Origin of the sequence: Kitasatospora sp. NPDC028055 (assembly GCF_040637885.1) — a bacterium.
Classification (GTDB): domain Bacteria; phylum Actinomycetota; class Actinomycetes; order Streptomycetales; family Streptomycetaceae; genus Kitasatospora.
The window spans coordinates 17,410-36,863 of the sequence record NZ_JBEZXE010000023.1; the positions used below are offsets into that span (position 1 = coordinate 17,410).

A 19,454-nucleotide genomic window follows, 5' to 3' on the forward strand; every position below is an offset into this window, starting at 1 on the left:
GTTTGAAGACGGGCCCTAGTGTGGCGCGGTGACCGAGCCCGCACACCTCGCCGCCGTCCGCGAGTCCTACGACACCGTGGCCGCCGCCTACCTCCGCCGCGTCGTCCCGCCCGAGGGCATGGACCCGCTCTCCCGAGCGATGCTCGCCGCCTTCGCGGAGCTGGTCCGGGAGTCGGGCGGCGCCGAGGTCGCCGACCTCGGCTGCGGGCCGGGGCGGGTGACGGCGTACCTGCACCGGCTGGGGCTCCGCGCCCACGGCGTCGACGTGTCGGGCGGGATGATCGCCCTCGCCCGCCGCGCGTACCCCCGGCTGCGCTTCGCCGTCGGCTCGATGGCCGACCTGGACGCCGCCGACGGCAGTCTCGGCGGCATCCTCGCCTGGTACTCCGTCCACCACACCCCGGAGGCCGAACTGCCCGCGCTGTTCGCGGAGTTCCACCGGGTGCTCGCCCCCGGCGGACACCTGCTGCTGGGCGGGCACACCGGCGACGAGGAGTCCCGGCCGAGCTCGGCGTACGGGCACCCGGTGTCCTGGTCCTCCCACCTCGTCCCGGCCGGACGCCTGGTCGCGCTGCTGGCGGGGGCCGGGTTCACCGTCACCACCCGGCTGGAACAGACCCGGCCGGAGCGTCCGGACCGGGGGTACGTCAGCCTGCTGGCGCACACGTAACTCGCTCTGCCGGGGGAGGGGGTTCGGCCGCGCGGTCGAGGCGGGGGAGGGGTGGCGGCGGCGAGGGTGGACGCATGTGGAGGAACATCCCCGTCGGTGACACCGAACGCCCCGTCCCCCGTTGGGCCTTGCGGCTGGCCAAGGCCCTGCCGTTCATCCTGCTGCCGCACTGCCTGTGGCGGCTGCCGTTCGCCTTCGACTACGTGATGGGCACGGTCGACCCGAACCGCCCGCCCTTCCCGTGGTTCGGCGCCCCGTACGTGTTCGCCCTGAGCCTGGTGACCGAGGGGCTGGCGCTGCTCACCCTGGGCCTGGTCAGCGGCTGGGGCGAGGCGTTCCCGCGCTGGGTGCCGCTCCTGCGGGGGCGCCGGGTGCCGCCGCTCGGGCCGCTGGTCGCGACGGTGCTGGGCGGGCTGGTGCTGTTCGGACTGTTCGGCCTCCAGCCGCTCGCCTGGGCCGGCGTGCTGGACGAGGTCGGGTTCGACAACGGCTGGTGGGAGGCGCTGTACCGGGTCTGCGTCACCCCGGCCGCGCTGTGGGGGCCGATCACCATCGCGCTCGGCGTCGCGTACTACCGCCGCCGCACCGCCTGAGCGCCCGGTTGGTCGTTGCCGGCGACCAGGGTGTCGGCGAGCCGCTCGGCGACGGCCGGGTCCAGCGGGCCGTGGCCGAGCAGGAAGCGGTACCAGAACACCCCGTAGACCTGGTCCACGATCAGGTCGAGGTCGGCGTGGTCGGCCAGTTCGCCGCGCTCGCGCCCCCGGGCGAGCAGGTCGTGCAGCGCGTCGCGCCGGGTGGCGGTGAAGGCCTGCATCAGTTCGGCCAGGTGCGGGTCGCGGGCGGCCTCGCGGACCAGGGTGCGCAGCGCGGAGGCCGTGGTGCTCTGCTGGGCGGCGTCGAAGGTGGTCCCGATGAAGGCGCGCAGGTCGGTGCGGAGTGCGCCGGTGTCGGGGTGGTCGGTGACGTCCTGGTCGGCGCGGTCGGTGAGGGCGTCCAGGAGGACGGCGCCCTTGGAGGGCCACCAGCGGTAGACGGTCTGCTTGCCGACGCCGGCCGCGCGGGCGATGGCGTCGATGGTGACGGGCGTGCCGTCGGATTCCGCGAGCAGGTGCAGCGCCGCGTCCAGGATCGCCCGGTGGGCCGCCTCGTTGCGGCGGCGGCCGGTGTGCGGCCGGGTGGCCTGAGCGTCGGTCTCGTTCATGGCGGTGTCCCTCTCTTCCTGTCCCCGTGCTTCCTTTCCCCGCTTGACAAGACTAGCAGTCTCGGCAAACATCGTTACCGGAACCGATGGTCTCGACAAGTTCCCGATCAAGCCGGAAGGGCCAGAACCATGAGCACTGCATCGAACCTCTTCGCCGGACAGCGCGTCGTCGTCATGGGCGGCAGCTCGGGCATCGGCGAGGCGACCGCGACCGCCTTCGCGGCCGACGGCGCCGAGGTCGTCATCACCGGCCGCGACCGGGCGAAGCTGGACGCCGCCGTCGCCCGGATCGGCGGCAAGACCGAGGGTGCGCAACTGGACGCGACCGACCCGGCCGCCCTCGCGGCCTTCTTCACCGGCGTCGGCACCGTCGACCACCTGGTCGTCGCGGTCAGCGGCGCGGCCGGCAGCGGCCCCTTTGCCCAGCTCGACCTCGCCGAGCTCGCGCACGGCTTCGACGCCAAGTTCTGGCCGCAGGTGCGCGTCCTCCAGGCCGCCCTGCCGCACCTGCGCAAGGACGGCTCGGTCGCCCTGATCACCGCCGCCTCGGCCCGCGCCGCCATCCCCGGCACCGCCGGACTGGCCGCCATCAACGGCGCCCTGGAGGCGATGGTCCCGCCGCTGGCCGTCGAACTCGCCCCGCTGCGGGTCAACGCCGTCTCGCCCGGCGTCATCGACACCCCGTGGTGGGACCGCGTCCCCGCCGAGCAGCGCACCGCGCTCTTCGACGGCCTGGCCGCCACCACCCCGGTCGGCCGGGTCGGGCGCCCCGAGGACGTCGCCCGGGCGATCCACATGTTCGCCGCCAACACCTTCGTCACCGGAGTGGTGCTCGACTGCACCGGCGGGGCCAACCTGCCGACCGGCCGCTGAGCACTGGTCGCTGATCACCGAATGGCGCGACGGCCCGCCCGGGGCACCCCGGGCGGGCCGTCCTCGCAGGTCAGGCCTAGGGTTCGAGCATGAACGTACCCGCACTGATCCCGATCCGGCACGAGCCGGGCGGGCGCACGGACACCATCGGCCGCTGGCAGGGCGGCCAGTTCTTCGCCTCGGCCGTGTGGGCCGACGGCCGGCCGTACGCGGTGCTGCACCGCTTCGACCCGGACGGTCGGCACCTGGAGTCGAGCATCCGGGCCGTCGGCACGGCGGCGGAGGCCCGGCGGCTGCTGGGGGAGTGGCTGGACGCCCTGCCCGAGCGCGCGTACGGGGACATCGCGATCGCGCAGTTCTCCGTGGAGGTCGACGGCGTGCTCTTCGGCCTCCTCCTCGACGACGAGGAGGGCGACGAGGACGACGAGGACGACGAGGAGGAAGGCCCCTGGGTCGAGCTCCACCCCGACGGCCTCGGCTTCCACGCGCCCTGGCACGGCTGCTACGACACCTGAGCTGTTACCACCTCAATGCCTCACCACTCCGCGACCCGGTAGTTCTTGAGGAACACTCCCGACACCGGGTGCCCGGCCTCGCCGCGCACGATCGGGTCGTACACCCGGGCCGCGCCGTCCACGATGTCCAGCGGGGTGCGGAAGCCCCGGGCGGCGATCCGGGTCTTCCTGGGCGCCGGGTTCTCGTCGGTGATCCAGCCGGTGTCGACGGCGCACATGTGCACGCCCTGCGGCGCGAGTTCGGCGGCGCTGGTGCGGGTGAGCATGTTGAGCGCGGCCTTGGCCATGTTGGTGTGCGGGTGGCGCGCGGTCTTGTTGCGGACGGCGAACCGGCCCTCCACCGCCGTGACGTTGACGATGTAGCGGGCGGGGTGCGGGGAGGCGAGCAGCAGCGGCAGCAGCCGGTCGCACAACAGGGCCGGGGCCAGGGAGTTGACCAGCTGGGTCTCCAGCAGCTCCGTCGGGTCGAGCGAACCGAGCGTGGCGGACCACGAGTTGGCGGGCGCGAGGTCGGGCAGCAGTCCGGCCTCGTCGGTGAGGTCGGGCAGCAGTCCGGCCCCGTCGGTGAGGTCCGGCAACGCGCCCGCGCCCGAGGGCAGTCGGGCGGCGTCGGCGAACGGCCGGAAGCCGGGCGCGTGGGTGATGGCCCGGCGGTCGGCGCCCGGCAGGGGCGCGGACTCGCCCGCCGCCAGCAGGGCGTAGGACTCCGGCGGGCGGCGCAGGGTCTGCGCGGCGTTGTTGACCAGGATGTCCAGCGGCCGTCCGTCGGTGCGCAACTGCTCGGTCAGGCCGAGGACTTGGCGCGGATCGCGGAGGTCGATGCCGACCACGGTCAGCCGCTCCCACCACTGCGCGCTGCCCTCGGCGGCGCGGAAGCGGCGGACGGTGTCCTGCGGGAAGCGGCTGGTGACGATCAGCTCGGCGCCGTCCCGCAGCAGCATCAGGGCGAGCTGGAAGCCGATCTTCACCCGCCCGCCGGTGAGCAGCGCCCGTCGGCCGCGCAGGTCGGTGGAGAGCTCGCGGCGGGCGGTGTTGTCGGCCGCGCAGCCGGGGCAGAGCATGTGGTAGAAGCCGTCGACCTGCCGGTACGGCTGCTTGCAGACATAGCACCGGCGCGGGGCCAGCAGTTCGCCCACCGGTCCTCCCGTGGCCGGGGCGAGCGGCGCGTCCTCACGGCGCTGCCGGGCGCCGGTCGCGGTGGCGGCGAGCAGGGCGGCGTCGGCCTGCCGGACGGCCTCCTTGGCCTCCTGGCGGCGGCGCTTGCGGCTCTCCGTCACGAAGGAGGTGAGCTGGCGCTCGGCGACCAGCCGGGTCCGGTCGTGGGAGGGGAGGCCGCGCAGCCGGCCCAGGGTGAGGCTGAACGCGCTGAGTTCCTCGGGGGTGAGGCCCGCCGCAGAGGCGGCTTCGCTGGTCGCGATGGTGGTGATCAGCTGTTTGTGGTCGTCCCGGACCGTCATGTCCGCCCCCTCGTTCCGTACAGGTGGGAGGGACTGTAGTTGACGGTCCGGGAGGATGGGATGCCAATTTACGTGCGGAGGTGCCGGCGGCCCCCTGGTCCGCCGGCACCTCCGACAGCCGTGTCGTCAGCCCGTGTACTTGCTGAAGATCTTCGCGAACTCGTACGGCTGCTGCGGGATGTTGGTGCACTTCGCCAGCGAGCCGCCGGTGCAGGCGTTGGCGTCCCGGGTGGCGTCCCAGAAGGCGAGCAGGCCGAGGTGGTTCTGCTGGGCGAAGGTCACCAACTGCTGGGCGGCGGCCTGGTTGTAGACCTGGTGGTCGTCGTTCTCGCCGATCATCGGGGTGACCCCGACCATGGCCCACAGCCGGGCGTCGGTCTTCGCCGGGTAGAGCGCCTTGAGCTGGCCGAAGGTCGCCTGCGCGGCCTGGACGGCGGCGTTGCCGTAGTCGCTGCCGGAGCGGTAGTAGTCCATCGCCATGATGTTCACCAGGTCCAGGTCGACCCCGGCGTCCCGGGCGGACTTGACGATGGCGACGCCCTCGCTGGTCAGGCCCTCGGGCAGGACGGGCAGGGTGAGCGAGACCTTGAGGCCGGGGTGGGCCTGCTGGAGCTTGGCGAGCGCGGCGGAGCGGCGGTCGTTGGAGGCGGTGTCGGCGATCGCCGCGCCCTCGATGTCGTAGTCGACGTAGCGCAGGTTGTAGGCGTTGACCACCGCGTCGTACTCGTTGAACAGCGAGTCCACCGAGGTGCAGGCGGCGGCGAGTTCGGTGCCGCTGGCGCCGCCGAAGGAGAGCTTGACGTCGCCGCCGGCCGCGCGCAGCGCGTCGACCTGGTCCTTGGCCCAGGCGGTGCGCGGGTCGTAGGCGTTGAACCAGCTGGCCTTGCAGCCGACGCCGGTGACGAAGCCCATGGTGTAGCCCTTGACGCCGCCGGCCTTGGCCATGTCGGGCATGGACGGGGTGGGCCAGGCGCCCATGTCGATGTACGGGGCGACGGGGAGGGCGACGTTCGGCGGCGGGGTGGTCGGGCCGCCGGTGGGCGTGCCGGTGGGTGTCCCGGTGGGCGTGCTCGTGGGCGTCCCGGTCGGCGGGGTGGTCGGCCCGCCGCCGGGGCCGGTGAGGGCGACGTCGTCGGCGAGGTAGGCGCCCTGCCCGTACCAGCCGTGCAGGTAGACGTTGACGCTGGTGGTGCTCGGTCCGGTGGTGAAACTGGCGGACAGCTGCTGCCAGTCGGCGCCGCCCGGGGTCCACACGGCGGGGTCGGTGACGCCGCTGCCGGTGGCGCCGAGGTAGACGTACCGGCCCTGCACCCAGGCGCTCAGGGTGTAGGTGGTGTTGGGCCGGACGCTGACGGTCTGGCCGCACTGCGCGGTGTCGCTCGCGCCGACCGCCCCCTTGAGGGCGTCGGCTCCGCTGTGGGCACCGGAGTTGACGATGCTTCCGGTGCCGGCGGAACAGCTCCACGGGGCGAGCGCGCCGCTCTCGAAGCCGCCGTTGACGAGCAGGTTGGCGTCCGCGGCGCCGGCGTTCCCGGCGAGGGTGGCGAGGCCGCCGGCCGCGAGCACGGTGGCGGCGGCGAGGCTCAGCAGTTTGGTCCGGCCGGCGGGGCGGCGGTGGGTGGGGGCGTGCTGGGGCGCGCTGGGCATGGGGGTGCCTCTCGGAGCGTGGGGCCGCCCGCGCCGCGAAGGGGGAGACACGGGGCGGGCGGCGGCATGGGGGCTGTTCCGGTGCGGGAGGAGCACGGTGCTGAGCATCAAACTGGACTAGACCAGCTGTGCACGTCAAGCACTTCCCGGCGTTCGGGAGCTTCCGGGAGCAGGTTTTAGGGAGGGTTTAAGGAGGCCGGCCGCTCGGCCGAGCGCGGTCCGATGGCCGTACCGGGCCGGAGACTTGACCTTGAGTGCACTCCAAGGGGGAAGCTGGTGGCGTTGATCCACTTCGGCTCAGCGGAACCACAGATCGGAGCACCGTCATGCGCAGCGTCTCGTTCGGCAGCGGCGGCCCGGAGGTCGGCGTGATCGGCCTCGGCTGCATGGGGATGACCCACGCCTACGACGTCCGGAGCCGGGACGACGAGAAGTCCGTCCGGGTCATCCACCAGGCGCTCGACCTGGGCGTCACCCTGATCGACACCGCCGACGTCTACGGCCCGTACAGCAACGAGGAGGTGGTCGGCGCCGCCCTGGCCGGCCCGCACCGCGAGCGCGCCTTCCTCGCCACCAAGGTGGGCATCGTCCCGGGCGGCGGCGGCCCCGACGTGCGCGACGGCCGGCCCGAGCACGTGCGCCGCTCGATCGACGACAGCCTGCGCCGGCTCGGCACCGACCACGTCGACCTGTACCAGCTGCACCGGGTCGACCCGGCCGTCCCGATCGAGGAGACCTGGGGCGCGCTCGCCGAGGCCGTCCAGGCCGGCAAGGCCCGCCGGATCGGGCTCTCCGAGGTCGGCGTCGAGGAGATCCGGCGCGCCCAGGCGGTGCACCCGGTGGCCTCCGTGCAGTCCGAACTGTCGCTGTGGACCAGGGACGTACTGGCCGAGGTGCTGCCGTACACCGAGGAGCAGGGCATCGCCTTCCTCCCCTTCTCGCCGCTCGGCCGGGGCTTCCTGACCGGCAGCATCTCCTCCTTCGACGAGCTGCCCGAGGACGACCTCCGCCGCCGCCTGCCGCGCTTCCAGCAGGACGCGCTCAAGGCCAACCTGGCGCTGGTCGGCAGGGTCCGGGAGGTCGCCGAGCGGCTCGGCACCACCCCGGCGCGGGTCGCGCTGGCCTGGGTGCTGGCGCAGGGCCGGTACGTCCTCCCGATCCCGGGCACCAAGACGCCGCGCTACCTGGAGGACAACGTGGGCGCGGCCGCGGTCGAGCTCTCGGCGGCCGACCTGGCCGAGCTGGACGCGCTGCCGGCCCCGGAGGGCGGGCGCTACTGAGCGCCCCGGGCCTCACCGCCACCGCGCGCGGGGCGTCACCGCTTCCGGGTCACCGCCACCGCGCGCGGGGCGTCACCGCTTCCGGGTCACCGCCACCGCGCGCGGGGCGTCACCGCCTCCGGGTCACCGCCACCGCGCGCGGGGCGTCACCGCCTCCGGGTCACCGCTCCATGACCCAGACCAGCTGCCGTCCGGTCTCGCCCGGAGCCCGGACGGCGGCCTGGGCGACCCGGTCCAGCCGGTAGCCGAGCTTGCGCGGGACGGCCGCGCTGGCGGCGTTCGCCCGGTCGCAGCGGATCTCCACCCGGACGATCCCGGGCAGCGCCAGCGCGGCCTCGGTCAGCGCCCCGGCCGCGGCGGTGGCGATGCCGCGGCCGACGTGCCGGGCCGCGACCCAGTAGCCGATCTCCAGCGCGCCCGGGCCGATCCGGGCGTGCAGTCCGAGGGCGGCGACCACCCGGCCGGGGGCCTCGTCCAGCTCGGCGAGGTACATGAAGTCCGTCCCGGCCTCCCAGGCGGCGGTGCCGGCCCTGGTCCGTTCGGCGGTCCGGGCCCGGGTGGGGACTTCGGCCGCCCAGTCCAGCCAGGGCCGCAGGTGCTCCAGGTTGGCCCGGACGGCCCGGTGCAGGGCCGGTGCGTGGGCGCTGCGGCGGCGGTGCAGGGAGAGGCCGCCGGGCAGCCGCAGCAGTTCGGGCGGCCGTCCGGTGGTCACCTCGGGTGCCGCCCGGGCGGGCTCGCAGGACTGCGGCAGTGCGGGGCTCATGGCGGCGATTATGTCCTTGGCCCGGACCTGCCACATCCGGGCGGGGGCGCATCCCGTCCCGCCGACCGGCGGGGGCGGGCGACGCGCTTCGGGGCGCGCCCCGCCGTGCGCTTCGGGACGCGCCCCGCCGTGCGCTTCGGGGCGCGTCCCGCGGGCGCGGCGGCGCGCCGCCCGGCGCGTCAGAGCCGGATCATCACCTCGTCCAGCTCCTTGCGCCGCAGGTCCGGCACCCGCGCCCCCTCGGCGGGGTAGCCCACCGGGATCACGTACGCGGCCCGCTCCTCCGCCGGGCGCCCGCACACCTCGTTGAGGAAGCGCATCGGGCTCGGCGTGTGGGTCAGGGTGGCCAGCCCGGCCTGGTGCAGCGAGGCCAGCAGCAGTCCGACCGCGATCCCCACCGACTCCTTGGTGTAGTACGGGCGCGGCGAGTTGGGGCCCTTGTGCACCTCGAAGACCACGATCACGGCCGGCGCGTCCTCCAGGAACGGCTTGTGCCAGTCGGTGCCGATCGGCGCCAGCGCGGCCAGCCACTCCTCGGACGCCCGGTGGCCGTAGAACTCGCGCTCCTCCGCCTCGGCCGCCTCGCGCAGCAGCCGCTTGCGCTCCGGGTCGGTGATCACCACGAAGCGCCAGGGCTGGACGTGGGCGCCGCTGGGCGCGGTGCTCGCGGTGCGGACGGCCCACTCGACCACCCCGTCCGGGATCGGTTCGGTGGAGTAGTCGCGGACGGTCCGGCGCTGCGCCATCACGTCGTGGAAGGCCTTGCTGCGGGCCTCGGCCTGGTGGGCCGGCACCGTCATCGGGGTGAGCGGGACGGTCGGGTGGGGCGTCCCTGCCACTGTGCTGTCAACCATGGCCGACAGCACAGCACATGACGGCCGCTCCGGGAAGAGGTAGAGACCAATTCCCGGAGCGGCCGGCTGCGCTTCGACGGACCTACAGCTCGTGCACCCGGCCGTCCCGGACCTCGATCCGCCGGTTCACCGCCACCGTGTCCAGCATCCGCCGGTCGTGGGTGACCAGCAGCAGGGTGCCGGTGTACGAGGCGAGCGCAGACTCCAGCTGCTCGATCGCCGGCAGGTCCAGGTGGTTGGTGGGCTCGTCCAGCACCAGCAGGTTGACCCCGCGGGCCTGCAGCAGCGCCAGCGCGGCCCGGGTGCGCTCGCCGGGGGAGAGGGTGCTCGCCGGGCGCAGCACGTGCACCGCCTTGAGGCCGAACTTGGCCAGCAGGGTGCGCACCTCCTCCTCGGTGAGCTCCGGTACGGCGGCCGCGAAGGCGTCCGCCAGCGGCTCCCCACCCAGGCTGTGCTTGTTCTTGAAGATGTGCCCGCGCGCCTGGTCCACCTCGCCGACCACCACGCCGGAGCCCAGCACGGCACTGCCGGAGTCGAGTTCGAGCCGGCCGAGCAGGGCCGCCAGCAGGGTGGACTTGCCCGCGCCGTTGGCCCCGGTGATCGCGACCCGGTCGGCCCAGTCGATCTGCAGGTCCACCGGGCCGAAGGCGAAGTCGCCGCGCTTGACGGCGGCCGCGCGCAGGGTGGCCACCACCGAGCCGGAGCGCGGCGCGGTGGCGATCTCCATCCGCAGCTCCCACTCCTTGCGCGGCTCCTCGACCACGTCCAGCCGCTCGATCATCCGCTGGGTCTGCCGGGCCTTGGAGGCCTGCTTCTCGGTGGACTCGGTGCGCTTCGCCTTGGCGTTCTTGTCGTTGTCGCCGCCCTTGCGGCGGGCGTTGCGGACGCCGTGCTCCATCCAGTTGCGCTGCATCTGCGCCCGGGCCTCGAGCGAGGCCTTGGTGTCGGCGTAGTCCTCGTACTCCTCGCGGGCGTGCCGGCGGGCCACCGCCCGCTCCTCCAGGTACGCCTCGTAGCCGCCGCCGTACAGGTTGACCTGCTGCTGGTGCAGGTCCAGCTCCAGCACCTTGGTCACGGTGCGGGCCAGGAACTCGCGGTCGTGGCTGATCAGCACGGTGCCGGCGCGCAGGCCCTTGACGAAGGACTCCAGCCGCTCCAGGCCGTCCAGGTCGAGGTCGTTGGTGGGCTCGTCCAGCAGGAACACGTCGTAGCGGGAGAGCAGCAGCGAGGCCAGGCCCGCGCGGGCCGCCTGGCCGCCGGAGAGCGCCGTCATCGGCAGGTCGAGGGAGACCTTGAGGCCGAGTGAGTCGGCCACCTCCTCGGCCCGCTCGTCCAGGTCGGCACCGCCGAGGTCCAGCCAGCGGTCCAGGCTCGTCGCGTACGCGTCGTCGGCGCCCGGGCGGCCCTCGACCAGGCCCTCGGTGGCCTCGTCCAGCTCGGCCTGGGCGGCCGCCACGCCGGTGCGCCGGGCCAGGAAGTCGCGCACCGACTCGCCCTCGCGGCGCTCCGGCTCCTGCGGCAGGTGGCCGACGTTGGCGCTCGCCGGGCTGAGCCGCAGCGAGCCGCCCTCGGGGGTGTCCAGGCCGGCCAGCAGCCGCAGCAGGGTCGACTTGCCGGCGCCGTTCACGCCGACCAGGCCGATCACGTCGCCGGGGGCGACGACCAGGTCCAGGCCGGAGAAGAGGGTGCGTTCGCCGTGACCGGCGGCGAGGTCCTTGACTACGAGTGTCGCGCTCATGATGGAGCCGATTGTAGGAGGAGCGGGCCCCGAGCCGGAAAAGCCGGCGGGGCCGCGGCTGCGCTCCGGCAGTCGCGGCCCCGCACGGGACCGGGGCGGGTCTCAGCCCTCGGTCACCCGGCCTTCTCGGAGAACGGTCACTTGGCCTTCTTGGAGAAGTAGTCGAACATGTGCGCCGCGACGTCCTCCAGGTAGGGGCCCGCCTCGTAGGTGTTGGCGCCGTTGCCGACGGAGGTGTCGCTGACCAGGGCCGGCTTGCCGTCCTTGGTGGTGTACCAGCCGCCGCCGCTGCTGCCGCCGGTCATGTTGCAGCCGATCATCAGCATCGCCGGGCGGCTCGGGTCACCGGGCTTCGCGGCCGGCTTGCCGCCGTCGCAGTGCTCCAGCTCGACGCCGTCGAAGGGCTTGCCCTCCGGGAAGCCGTAGTTGGCGACGGAGGCGAGCTGGTCGCGCGGGGCGTTGAACCACAGCGGCACGGAGCCGCCGACGGTCTCCTCCAGCGACTTGCCGTTCGGGTCCGGGTTGGCGACCTTGATGATGCCGAAGTCGTACTGGCTCCACGGACCGCCCTTCTCCGGGTCGGCCTCCTGGGTCCACTGCGGGGAGACCATGCCGGCGGTCGCGCCCCACTCGCCGTACGGCTCGGCGTCGTCCAGCTTGGACTTCTGCTTGTTGCCGTTGCTCAGCACGCCGTTGCTGTTGAAGGCCGGGGCGAAGGTGATGTCGGTGTAGTACTTGTTGCCCTTGCCGCCGTGCAGGCAGTGGCTGGCGGTCCACACCAGGTTGCTCTTGCCCGGGTTGGCCGGGTCGGAGACGACGGTGCCGGAGCAGACGTAGTCCTCGTTGCCGTCCTTGAAGAAGATCTTGCCGTTGACGTGCATGTTCTTCGGGAACGGGTGCGCCACGGGCTTGGCGGCGACCACCGAGGGCAGCTGGTCCGGGCCGGTCGGCGGCTGGGCGGCGGTGGGCTGGGCCGGGGCCGCGCTCGTCGGCTGGGCCGGGGCGGCGCCCGTCGGCTGCCCGGTGGGCTGGGCCGGCGCCTGCGGCAGCGGCTTCGGCTTGGCGTTCAGCAGCTTCTGCAGGGTCCAGTAGCCCTTGGTCGCCGGGGTGATCACGTTGGCCTGGGCCCACTTGTCCCAGTCCTCGAGCTTCCAGGTCTTCAGCTCCTGGACCGTCGGCAGCTTGATCGGAGCCGCGCCCGGCTTCCCGGAGGTGCTGGCCGCGACCGACGGCGCGGAGGTCTGGGCGCCGGCCGGGTCGCTGTTGTCCGGGCCGCAGCCGGTGGCGACCACCATGGTCAGCGCGGCGACGGAGGCGCCGAGGACGGCACGGCTCGGCCGGGATATCGGTGACATGAGTTCAAATCCCCCTGTTGACTTCCGCCATACGGCCCGGTCCTCGGGTACGGCCGGCTGGGGCCGCAGGTATGGCAGGTGAGGAGTCTGCCATGTGGATAAGGAACTCCTTACAGGTGCCCCCGGCCGGTACGAGGCTGTCACCGGATCGGCACCGGATCGGCACGGGGGCTTTGCCGGGGTCGAATTCGCCCGGGCGTTGCGGCGGCATCGCGGCGGCGCTGCGGTGGTGTCGCCGTGCTGTCCCGGTGTCGTGGTGGCCGGATCGAGTTGCCGGATAAATCGGTTGCACGCGTCCGTCGGGGCTCCTAGCGTGGTTCCCGTCATCCGCCAGACAAGGAGAAGGCCGTTGCTCTACTGAGGTCCCGGGACACCGCCCCCGCCACGCAGGCCCCGCTGCCGTTGCCGCTGTCGTTCTCGCGGCCGCAGCCGCAGCCGCAGCCGTAGCCCTTGCCGTGTGGTGTGCGAGTGTGCGACCTCAGTCACGGCCCCCTGGCGCGTCATCGCGCCGTCCTGTCCTCCGGCCGTCCCGGTTCCGCACCCGCGGTGTCTCCCCGTGTTGCTCGTCACCCCTTCAGCAACCACCCGGGAGGCCTTGCATGGCACAACCCACCACCGCCGTCCTCTGCACCGACCTCGCGTTCGAGTGGCCCGACGGCAAACCCGTCCTGGACGGCTTCCACCTCGCCGTCGGCCCCGGCCGCACCGGACTCATCGGCCTCAACGGGGCCGGCAAGTCCACCCTGCTGCGGCTGATCGCCGGCGAACTCACCCCCACCGGCGGCACCGTCCGGGTCGAGGGCGAACTCGGCCACCTGCCGCAGGGCCTCACCCTCGACACCGGCCTGCGGGTCGACGAGGCGCTCGGCATCCGGGCCGCCCGCGAGGCCCTGCACGCCATCGAGTCGGGCGACACCGACCAGCGGCACTTCGACGCCGTCGGCGACGACTGGGACGTCGAGGAGCGCGCCCGCGCCACCCTCGACAAGCTCGGCCTGCGCCGCCTCGGCCTCGACCGCACCACCGGCGAACTCTCCGGCGGCGAGGCGGTGTTGCTGCGACTGGCCGCCCTGCTGCTGCGCCGCCCCGACGTGCTGCTGCTGGACGAGCCCACCAACAACCTCGACCGGGCCGCCCGTGAGCGGCTCTACGAGACGGTGGCCGGCTGGCAGGGCGCCATGGTGATCGTCAGCCACGACCGCGAACTGCTCCGGCACGTCGACCAGATCGCCGACCTCCGGGACGGCGGGGTGACGTGGTACGGCGGCAACTACGACGACTACGAGCGCACCCTCGCGGCCCAGCAGGAGACGGCCGAGCGGCTGCTGCGCAACGCCGAGGCCGACGTCCAGCGCCAGAAGCGGGACTTGGCCGAGGCCCGCACCAGGCTGGACCGCAGCGCCAGCTACGGCAAGAAGCGCTCGGTCACCCGCAACGACCCGCACATCTTCGCCGGGATGCTCAAACGCAAGGGCCAGGAGACGGCCGGCCGGCTCACCGGCATGCACGCCGAACGGCTGGAGGAGGCCAGGGCGCGGCTGACCGCCGCCGAGGAGGCGGTGCGTGACGACGCCGAGATCCGGATCGACCTGCCGCGCACCGAGGTGCCGGCCGGGCGCACCGTGCTCACCCTGCAGAAGGTCAAGCTGCCCTTCGGCGCCACCGTCGACCTCGACCTGCGCGGCCCCGAGCGGATCGCCCTGGTCGGGCGCAACGGCTCCGGCAAGACCACGCTGCTGCGCACCATCGCGGGCGAACTCTCCCCGCTGGAGGGGCAGATCACCACCCCGGAGGGGCTGCGCCACCTGCCGCAGCGGCTCGACCTGCTGGACGACGCCCTCACCGTCGTGGAGAACGTCAAGCGGTTCGCCCCCGCCGCCGGGGACAACGCGATCCGGGCCCGGCTGGCCCGCTTCCTGTTCCGGGGCGCCCGGGCCGAGCAGCCGGTCGGCACGCTGTCCGGCGGCGAGCGCTTCCGGGCGACACTGGCCGCCCTGCTGCTGGCCGACCCGCCGCCGCAGCTGCTGCTGCTCGACGAGCCGACCAACAACCTGGACCTCGCCAGCGTCCGCCAGCTCACCCAGGCGCTGGCCGCCTACCGGGGCGCGCTGATCGTGGTCAGCCACGACCTGCCCTTCCTGCGCGGCCTGGGGCTGACCAGGTGGCTGGAGTTGGAGGGCGAACTGAGGGCGGTGGATCCGATGTAGCGGCTACTGATACTGGTACTGGTACTGGTACGGCTACTGGCGCGGCTGGTGCTGCCGCTGTCGGTCCTGGTCGCCCTGGTCGCCCCGGGCGTTCTGGTGGCCCTGGTCGCCCTGGGCGTCCTCGGCGAATACCCGGCGGGCCGTGCTCAGGGCGGAGTCCTTGAGCGCGGCCAGCTCCTCGGGGCTGTACACCGGGGTCCGGAGGTCCGGCGCGATGCCCGGGCCGTCGAAGGTGCCGCCGCTGCGGGTGAGGTACTTCTCGTTCGGCAGGACGACCGCGAAGTCCGGTGAGAGCGGCTTGATCAGGACGTCCGAGAAGACGCCCTGGGTGTTCTCGCCGATCCGGGTCACGTGCGGGGAGCGGCCCATCAGCGCCTGGGCGAAGGTCTCCGCCGCGCTGGCCGAGATCGAGGAGGTGAGCAGGGCCACCGGCCCGGTGAAGTGCTCGCCGTCCGAGGGCTCCACGGGGACGGGCACGGGCCGGGTGAACTTCGTCGGGTCGGCCGGGTCGTTCCGCGCCACCTTCCGGTAGGCGAGGTACGGGCGGTCGGTGAGCCGGGCGGCGATGTGCAGCCCCAGCGCGTCCGAGCCGCCGCCGTTCAGCCGGACGTCGAGCACCAGCCCGCTGAGCCCGTCCGGGTCGGCGAGCAGGGCGTCCAGCGCCCTGTCCAACTCGGCGACCTGGCTGCGGTAGTCGCCGTCGGTGTAGCCGGCGAAGCTGCCCACCCGCAGGTAGCCGACGCCGTCGGGAAGCCGGCCCACCCCGAGCTTCCCACCGGCGAAGAGTTGCTCCGGGCCGGTGAGCTGGGCGGCGACGGCCTCCCCGGCCCGGGTGGTCAGCTCCTTGGTGCGCACCGTCGAGCCGGGCCGCCGCCCGCCGAACACCGGTGTCGGCTGCCCGTCGACGATCCGTGCCAGCCCGGTGTGGGCGTCGCCGAGCGGCCGCAGCATGTCGACGAACACCTCCTGCAACTGGTCGGCGGTCGTCGTCGGCGTGATCCTTCGGCGCTGCTCGTCCCGGACGGCGTGCCAGTCGATCCCCTTGGCCGCGAAGAAGGGGTAGTTCTCCGCGAAGTCCTCCCAGAACCGGTCGAAGACCGCGAGCGGGTCGTTCGGTGCCGGGGTGGTGCACAGCGCCGGCAGTGCGGGGATCCGGTACAGGTCCTTGGTGCCGACCCCGCCCTCCTCACGGTCGACCAGCCGGTCGCGGCCCTTCGGGGTGAGGGTCACCGCGTTGGTGCCCGTGACGTAGCGGACGGTGCCGTCCGGTCCGGGCGAGCCGGCCTGCGTCGCGGTGATCCAGCCGGGCACGCAGCTGTGCGCGGTCACGTCGTAGGTGGTCAGCCGGCCTCCGTCGACGGCGACCACCGTGCCGTAGCCGTCCATCCGCCAGACGCCGGTCAGCGGACTCCCCGGCCGCCCCTCGGCCGCGGCCGCCGCCGTCCCGGCCGTCGGCCCGATCACTGTCGCGAGCGCCGTGGCGAGCACCACCGTCGTCGCCAGTGCCGTCGTGGCGGCCGCCGCCCGGCCGACCTTCCCGTACCTCAGCTCCAGCCCTTGCCGGCTCTGCTTCATTTTCGGCCTCCGCCGACTCTGCTTCATTTTCGGCCTCCGCCGAGTGGCCGGCCTCCCCCGCGGAACCCCTCCGCCGCCGTGCCCACGACGCTACGGTCGCCCGTACCGCCCGGGCGTCATCCGACGCGCCGCTCCCGTCCCTCCTCCGGGCGCACTCGCACGCCCGGGCGAACCGCCTCGGGAGGGATGGACGGCAAACCCTTTTGACGGCGGGTGGAAAATCCGTCGCGCACAGGTGTCCCCGGCTGCCACCCGCCCGGGCTGCCACCCCGCCCCGGCTGTCACCCGCCCGGGCCGTGCCCCCGCGGTCCCTCACCCCGGCAGGACGAAGCCCGACTCGTAGGCCGCGATCACGGCCTGGGTGCGGTCCCGGGCGCCCAGCTTGGCCAGCACGCTGCCGACGTGGGTCTTCACCGTCTCCTGGCTCACCACCAACTGCCGGGCGATCTCCGCGTTGTTGAGCCCGGTGGCCATCAACCGCAGTACCTGGCCCTCCCGTTCGGTCAGCCGTCCGATCGGCCCCCGGTCCGCGGCGGCCCCCCGCCGGCCGTCCGCGCCGTGCCGCAGCGCGAGTTCGCGCACCGCCGCCGGGAACAGCAGCGAGTCCCCGCGCGCGACCAGTCGCACCGCCTGCACCATCTCCTCGGCCCGGGCCCGCTTCAACAGGAAGCCGGCCGCGCCCGCGCGCAGCGCGTCGTACACGTGGTCGTCGTGCTCGAAGGTGGTGACCACCAGGATCCGCGGCGGCTCGGCCATCCCGCCGACCAGCTGCTCGGTGGCCCGGATCCCGTCGATGCCGGGCATCCGGACGTCCATCAGCACCACGTCCGGGCGCAGTTCGCGCACCAGCGGCACGACCTCGGCGCCGTCGGCGGCCTCGCCGACCACGGAGAGGTCCGGTTCGGCGTCGATCACCACCCGCAGGCCCATCCGGACCAGGCGCTCGTCGTCCGCGATCACCACGCGGACGGGCCCGTCCCCCGCGCCGTTGCCGTCGTTCATCCCCCAGTCCCTCCCAGCGGCAGCCACACGGCCAGCCGCCACGTCGTCCCGTCCTCGCTCGGCCCCACGGCGCTCCCGCCGCGCAGGGCCGTCGCCCGTTCCCCGATCCCGCGCAGCCCGCGCCCGCCGCCGGGGCGGCTCGGGCGGGCCGGGCCCAGCGGGTTGGTCAGTTCGATCTCCAGCCGGCCCGCGTCCAGCGCGACCCGCAGTCCCGCCGGGGCGGGCCCGGCGTGCCGGAGCACATTGGTCAGGCCCTCCTGGACGATCCGGTACGCCTCGCGGGAGACCTCGGCGGGCAGCGCGCCCAGGCCGGGCGCCAGCTCGGCGTCCACCGTCACGCCGGTGCGGGCGAGTTGGCGCAGCAGGTCGTCCAGCCCGGCCAGCGTGGGCCCGGCCGGTCCGGCGCCGCCGTCCTCCTCCTCGCGCAACAGCCCCAGCACGGTGTCCAGTTCGGCGACGGCCCCGCGCGCGGTCTCCTCGATCGCGCGCAGCGCCTCCGCGGCGAAGTCCGGGTCGGTGCGCAGCACCCGGGCGGCCGCGGAGGCCTGGATGCCGACCGCGCTGAGCGCGTGCCCGACCGAGTCGTGCAGTTCCCGGGCCAGCCGGTTGCGCTGGGCGAGCACGGTGGCCCGCCGTTCGGCGGCGGCCAGCCGCTCCTCCGGGGTGGGGCCGAGCAGCCTGGGCGCCCAACGGGCCAGCAGCGCACCGCAGCCGGCGTTGCTGACGACGATCAGCAGCAGTACGGCCAGGCCCAGCGCGGGGCCGGTGAGCATCCAGTCGGGGAAGCGGTCCGTCCAGTAGCCGGCGAAATCCCTGGACCCGACGAGGCCGAACATCAGCACCACCGCGAAGGGCGTCCCGGCCAGCGTCATCCCGGCGACCACCCCGCCGGTGAACAGGTGCAGCACGAAGAACGCGGCGGTCCGCCGCCGGGCGGCCCAGGACCGGGACGGCCCGGTGGCCAGTTCCTCCGGCCGGGCCACCGCGCACAGCGCCCGGGCGGCCGCGCCCTCCAGCCCGCGGACGGTCGGCACCAGTGCGGTCACCGCGGCCATCGGCAGCGAGGTGAACAACGACAGGATCTGCAACAGCAGTTGGCGGGCGTGCCCCTGGTTCGGGTTGAGCGCCCCGAGCCCCACCGTCGACAACAGGTAGTAGGGCATCAGCAGGGCGCCGCCCAGCACCAGGTGCACCCAGCGCAGTCGGGCCCGCCGCCCGAACAACACCTCGCCCGCCCGCCGGATCCGGCCGCCCCCCGTACTCACCCGGGCGACTTTACGTCAGTGCCGCCGGAGTCGTCGGCGCTGCGGGGGCTGTCCGTGCCGCCGGGGCCGTCAGCGCTGGCGGGCCCGGAAAACCTGCGGGCGCCGGCCCCCCGTTCGGTCAGGGCCACCGAGCCCACGGCCAGCATCAGGGCCCCGGCCGTGAACTGCCCGGCCTCCACCAGGGCCATGAACCCCGGCACGGCCCGCGGCAGGTCCGGAACCGTCGTCGAGGTCCCGAACGCCACCAGCAGGAAGCCGCCCCAGCCGAACAGCGAGCCCGCGCCGGTCCAGGCCACCAGCAGCGGCACCCGCAGCCGCCGTCGCGGCCCGATCCGGAAGACCAGCACCAGCAGGGCCAGTGCCGCGGCGACGGCGGTCACGGCGGTCGCCGCGTCCATCGTCGCCATCGACCGGCCGTACTCCTCGGCCATCCGCAGCGGCAGTCCCACCCGCCCGCCCGCCGCCCAGTACGCCCGGGCCGTTGCGACCCCCAGCGCGACCAGCGCGGCCGCCGTGGCGAAGGCCCGCTGCACAGTGCGGGTGGGGGAGTCGGGCAGGTCGCCGATCCGGTCGTGGAGCAGGCCCGTCCAGCGTCGGCGGGCGTAGAGCGCGAACGCGGTGAACAGGGCGGCGCCCTGCACCCCGAAGCCCCCGTAGACCAGGGCGTACACCCACCCCGCCAGACCGTCGTCGGCCTGCTGCGCCGCCGTTCGGTGCTCCGCCCCGAACACCAGCGAGCCGAGCAGGTCCAGCGGGACGACCACCAGGATCGTCCCCAGCAGGCCGGTCGCCACCCACATCGGGAACGCCACCAGCGCGGCCGGGGCCCGCCGCCCCCACGGCCGGACGAAGGCGAGCGCGAGCAGCAGCGCGACCACGTCCATGCCGAAGGTGAGGAGGTTGAGCGTCCACAGGCCGTCCAGCGCCTTCCCGTCCCGCGCGCCCACGTGGGAGCCGGACAGCCACAGCAGTTTCAGCGTCAGATAGGGCACCGTGGCGACCATCGCGATCCCGGCCGCCGCCCCCCGCACCATGTCTTCCTTGCGCCTCAT

At 74.0% G+C, this 19,454-nt stretch carries 17 protein-coding genes; 6 read left to right on the plus strand and 11 right to left on the minus strand.

Annotated elements, in window-relative coordinates:
• The first annotated feature begins 28 nt into the window (after positions 1–28).
• A complete protein-coding gene (locus tag AB0F71_RS22475) occupies positions 29–670 on the plus strand; it encodes a class I SAM-dependent methyltransferase (protein WP_360237255.1) in 642 nt (213 codons plus the stop codon).
• A 74-nt stretch (positions 671–744) separates the two neighbouring features.
• Positions 745–1,263, plus strand: coding sequence for a hypothetical protein (locus AB0F71_RS22480; RefSeq protein ID WP_360237257.1), 519 nt, complete (start codon positions 745–747; stop codon positions 1,261–1,263).
• Here AB0F71_RS22480 and AB0F71_RS22485 read toward each other — a convergent pair.
• Positions 1,242–1,871 (minus strand): TetR/AcrR family transcriptional regulator, encoded by a 630-nt coding sequence (locus AB0F71_RS22485; RefSeq protein ID WP_360237259.1) that lies wholly within the window; start codon positions 1,869–1,871, stop codon positions 1,242–1,244. The genes AB0F71_RS22480 and AB0F71_RS22485 overlap by 22 nt on opposite strands.
• A gap of 129 nt (positions 1,872–2,000) precedes the next feature.
• Between AB0F71_RS22485 and AB0F71_RS22490 the strand changes: the two genes are divergently transcribed.
• Positions 2,001–2,744 (plus strand): SDR family oxidoreductase, encoded by a 744-nt coding sequence (locus tag AB0F71_RS22490; RefSeq protein WP_360237261.1) that lies wholly within the window; start codon positions 2,001–2,003, stop codon positions 2,742–2,744.
• Positions 2,745–2,833: 89 nt separating this feature from the next.
• A complete protein-coding gene (locus tag AB0F71_RS22495) occupies positions 2,834–3,259 on the plus strand; it encodes a hypothetical protein (RefSeq protein ID WP_360237263.1) in 426 nt (141 codons plus the stop codon).
• Between the two features lie 20 nt (positions 3,260–3,279).
• Here the strand turns inward: AB0F71_RS22495 and AB0F71_RS22500 are convergent, their stop codons facing one another.
• Together AB0F71_RS22500 and AB0F71_RS22505 are read right to left on the minus strand one after the other, a co-directional pair.
• Positions 3,280–4,716, minus strand: a complete 1,437-nt coding sequence (locus AB0F71_RS22500; protein WP_360237265.1) for an SDR family NAD(P)-dependent oxidoreductase — start codon at positions 4,714–4,716, stop codon at positions 3,280–3,282.
• A gap of 126 nt (positions 4,717–4,842) precedes the next feature.
• Entirely contained in the window at positions 4,843–6,363 is a 1,521-nt protein-coding gene (locus tag AB0F71_RS22505; RefSeq protein WP_360237267.1) for a carbohydrate binding domain-containing protein, read from the minus strand.
• Between the two features lie 326 nt (positions 6,364–6,689).
• Here AB0F71_RS22505 and AB0F71_RS22510 point away from each other — a divergent pair, with 326 nt between their 5' ends.
• Positions 6,690–7,643: an aldo/keto reductase gene (locus tag AB0F71_RS22510; RefSeq protein WP_360237269.1), complete on the plus strand. Its 954-nt coding sequence runs from the start codon at positions 6,690–6,692 to the stop codon at positions 7,641–7,643.
• 160 nt (positions 7,644–7,803) lie between these two features.
• On the opposite strand, the gene AB0F71_RS22515 is transcribed toward AB0F71_RS22510, so the two are convergent.
• The 4 genes from AB0F71_RS22515 to AB0F71_RS22530 all read right to left on the minus strand — a co-directional run bounded on the left by AB0F71_RS22515 (position 7,804) and on the right by AB0F71_RS22530 (position 12,353).
• A complete protein-coding gene (locus AB0F71_RS22515; RefSeq protein WP_360237271.1) occupies positions 7,804–8,406 on the minus strand; it encodes a GNAT family protein in 603 nt (200 codons plus the stop codon).
• A gap of 179 nt (positions 8,407–8,585) precedes the next feature.
• Positions 8,586–9,260: a nitroreductase family protein gene (locus AB0F71_RS22520; protein ID WP_360237273.1), complete on the minus strand. Its 675-nt coding sequence runs from the start codon at positions 9,258–9,260 to the stop codon at positions 8,586–8,588.
• An 82-nt stretch (positions 9,261–9,342) separates the two neighbouring features.
• Positions 9,343–10,998 carry an ABC-F family ATP-binding cassette domain-containing protein gene (locus AB0F71_RS22525; RefSeq protein ID WP_360237275.1) on the minus strand — a complete coding sequence of 552 codons (1,656 nt, stop codon included), beginning with the start codon at positions 10,996–10,998 and terminating at the stop codon, positions 9,343–9,345.
• A gap of 137 nt (positions 10,999–11,135) precedes the next feature.
• Positions 11,136–12,353 (minus strand): hypothetical protein, encoded by a 1,218-nt coding sequence (locus AB0F71_RS22530; protein ID WP_360237277.1) that lies wholly within the window; start codon positions 12,351–12,353, stop codon positions 11,136–11,138.
• 599 nt (positions 12,354–12,952) lie between these two features.
• Here AB0F71_RS22530 and AB0F71_RS22535 point away from each other — a divergent pair.
• A complete protein-coding gene (locus AB0F71_RS22535) occupies positions 12,953–14,560 on the plus strand; it encodes an ABC-F family ATP-binding cassette domain-containing protein (protein WP_360237279.1) in 1,608 nt (535 codons plus the stop codon).
• A gap of 33 nt (positions 14,561–14,593) precedes the next feature.
• On the opposite strand, the gene AB0F71_RS22540 is transcribed toward AB0F71_RS22535, so the two are convergent.
• From AB0F71_RS22540 to AB0F71_RS22555, 4 genes are all read right to left on the minus strand, one after another.
• Positions 14,594–16,135 (minus strand): S41 family peptidase, encoded by a 1,542-nt coding sequence (locus AB0F71_RS22540; RefSeq protein ID WP_360237281.1) that lies wholly within the window; start codon positions 16,133–16,135, stop codon positions 14,594–14,596.
• Between the two features lie 312 nt (positions 16,136–16,447).
• Entirely contained in the window at positions 16,448–17,137 is a 690-nt protein-coding gene (locus AB0F71_RS22545) for a response regulator transcription factor (protein ID WP_360237283.1), read from the minus strand.
• Positions 17,134–18,402, minus strand: coding sequence for a histidine kinase (locus AB0F71_RS22550; protein WP_360237285.1), 1,269 nt, complete (start codon positions 18,400–18,402; stop codon positions 17,134–17,136). Before AB0F71_RS22550 ends, AB0F71_RS22545 begins: the two co-directional genes overlap by 4 nt.
• Positions 18,399–19,454 carry a hypothetical protein gene (locus tag AB0F71_RS22555; RefSeq protein ID WP_360237287.1) on the minus strand — a complete coding sequence of 352 codons (1,056 nt, stop codon included), beginning with the start codon at positions 19,452–19,454 and terminating at the stop codon, positions 18,399–18,401. The genes AB0F71_RS22550 and AB0F71_RS22555 overlap by 4 nt, the downstream gene beginning before the upstream one ends.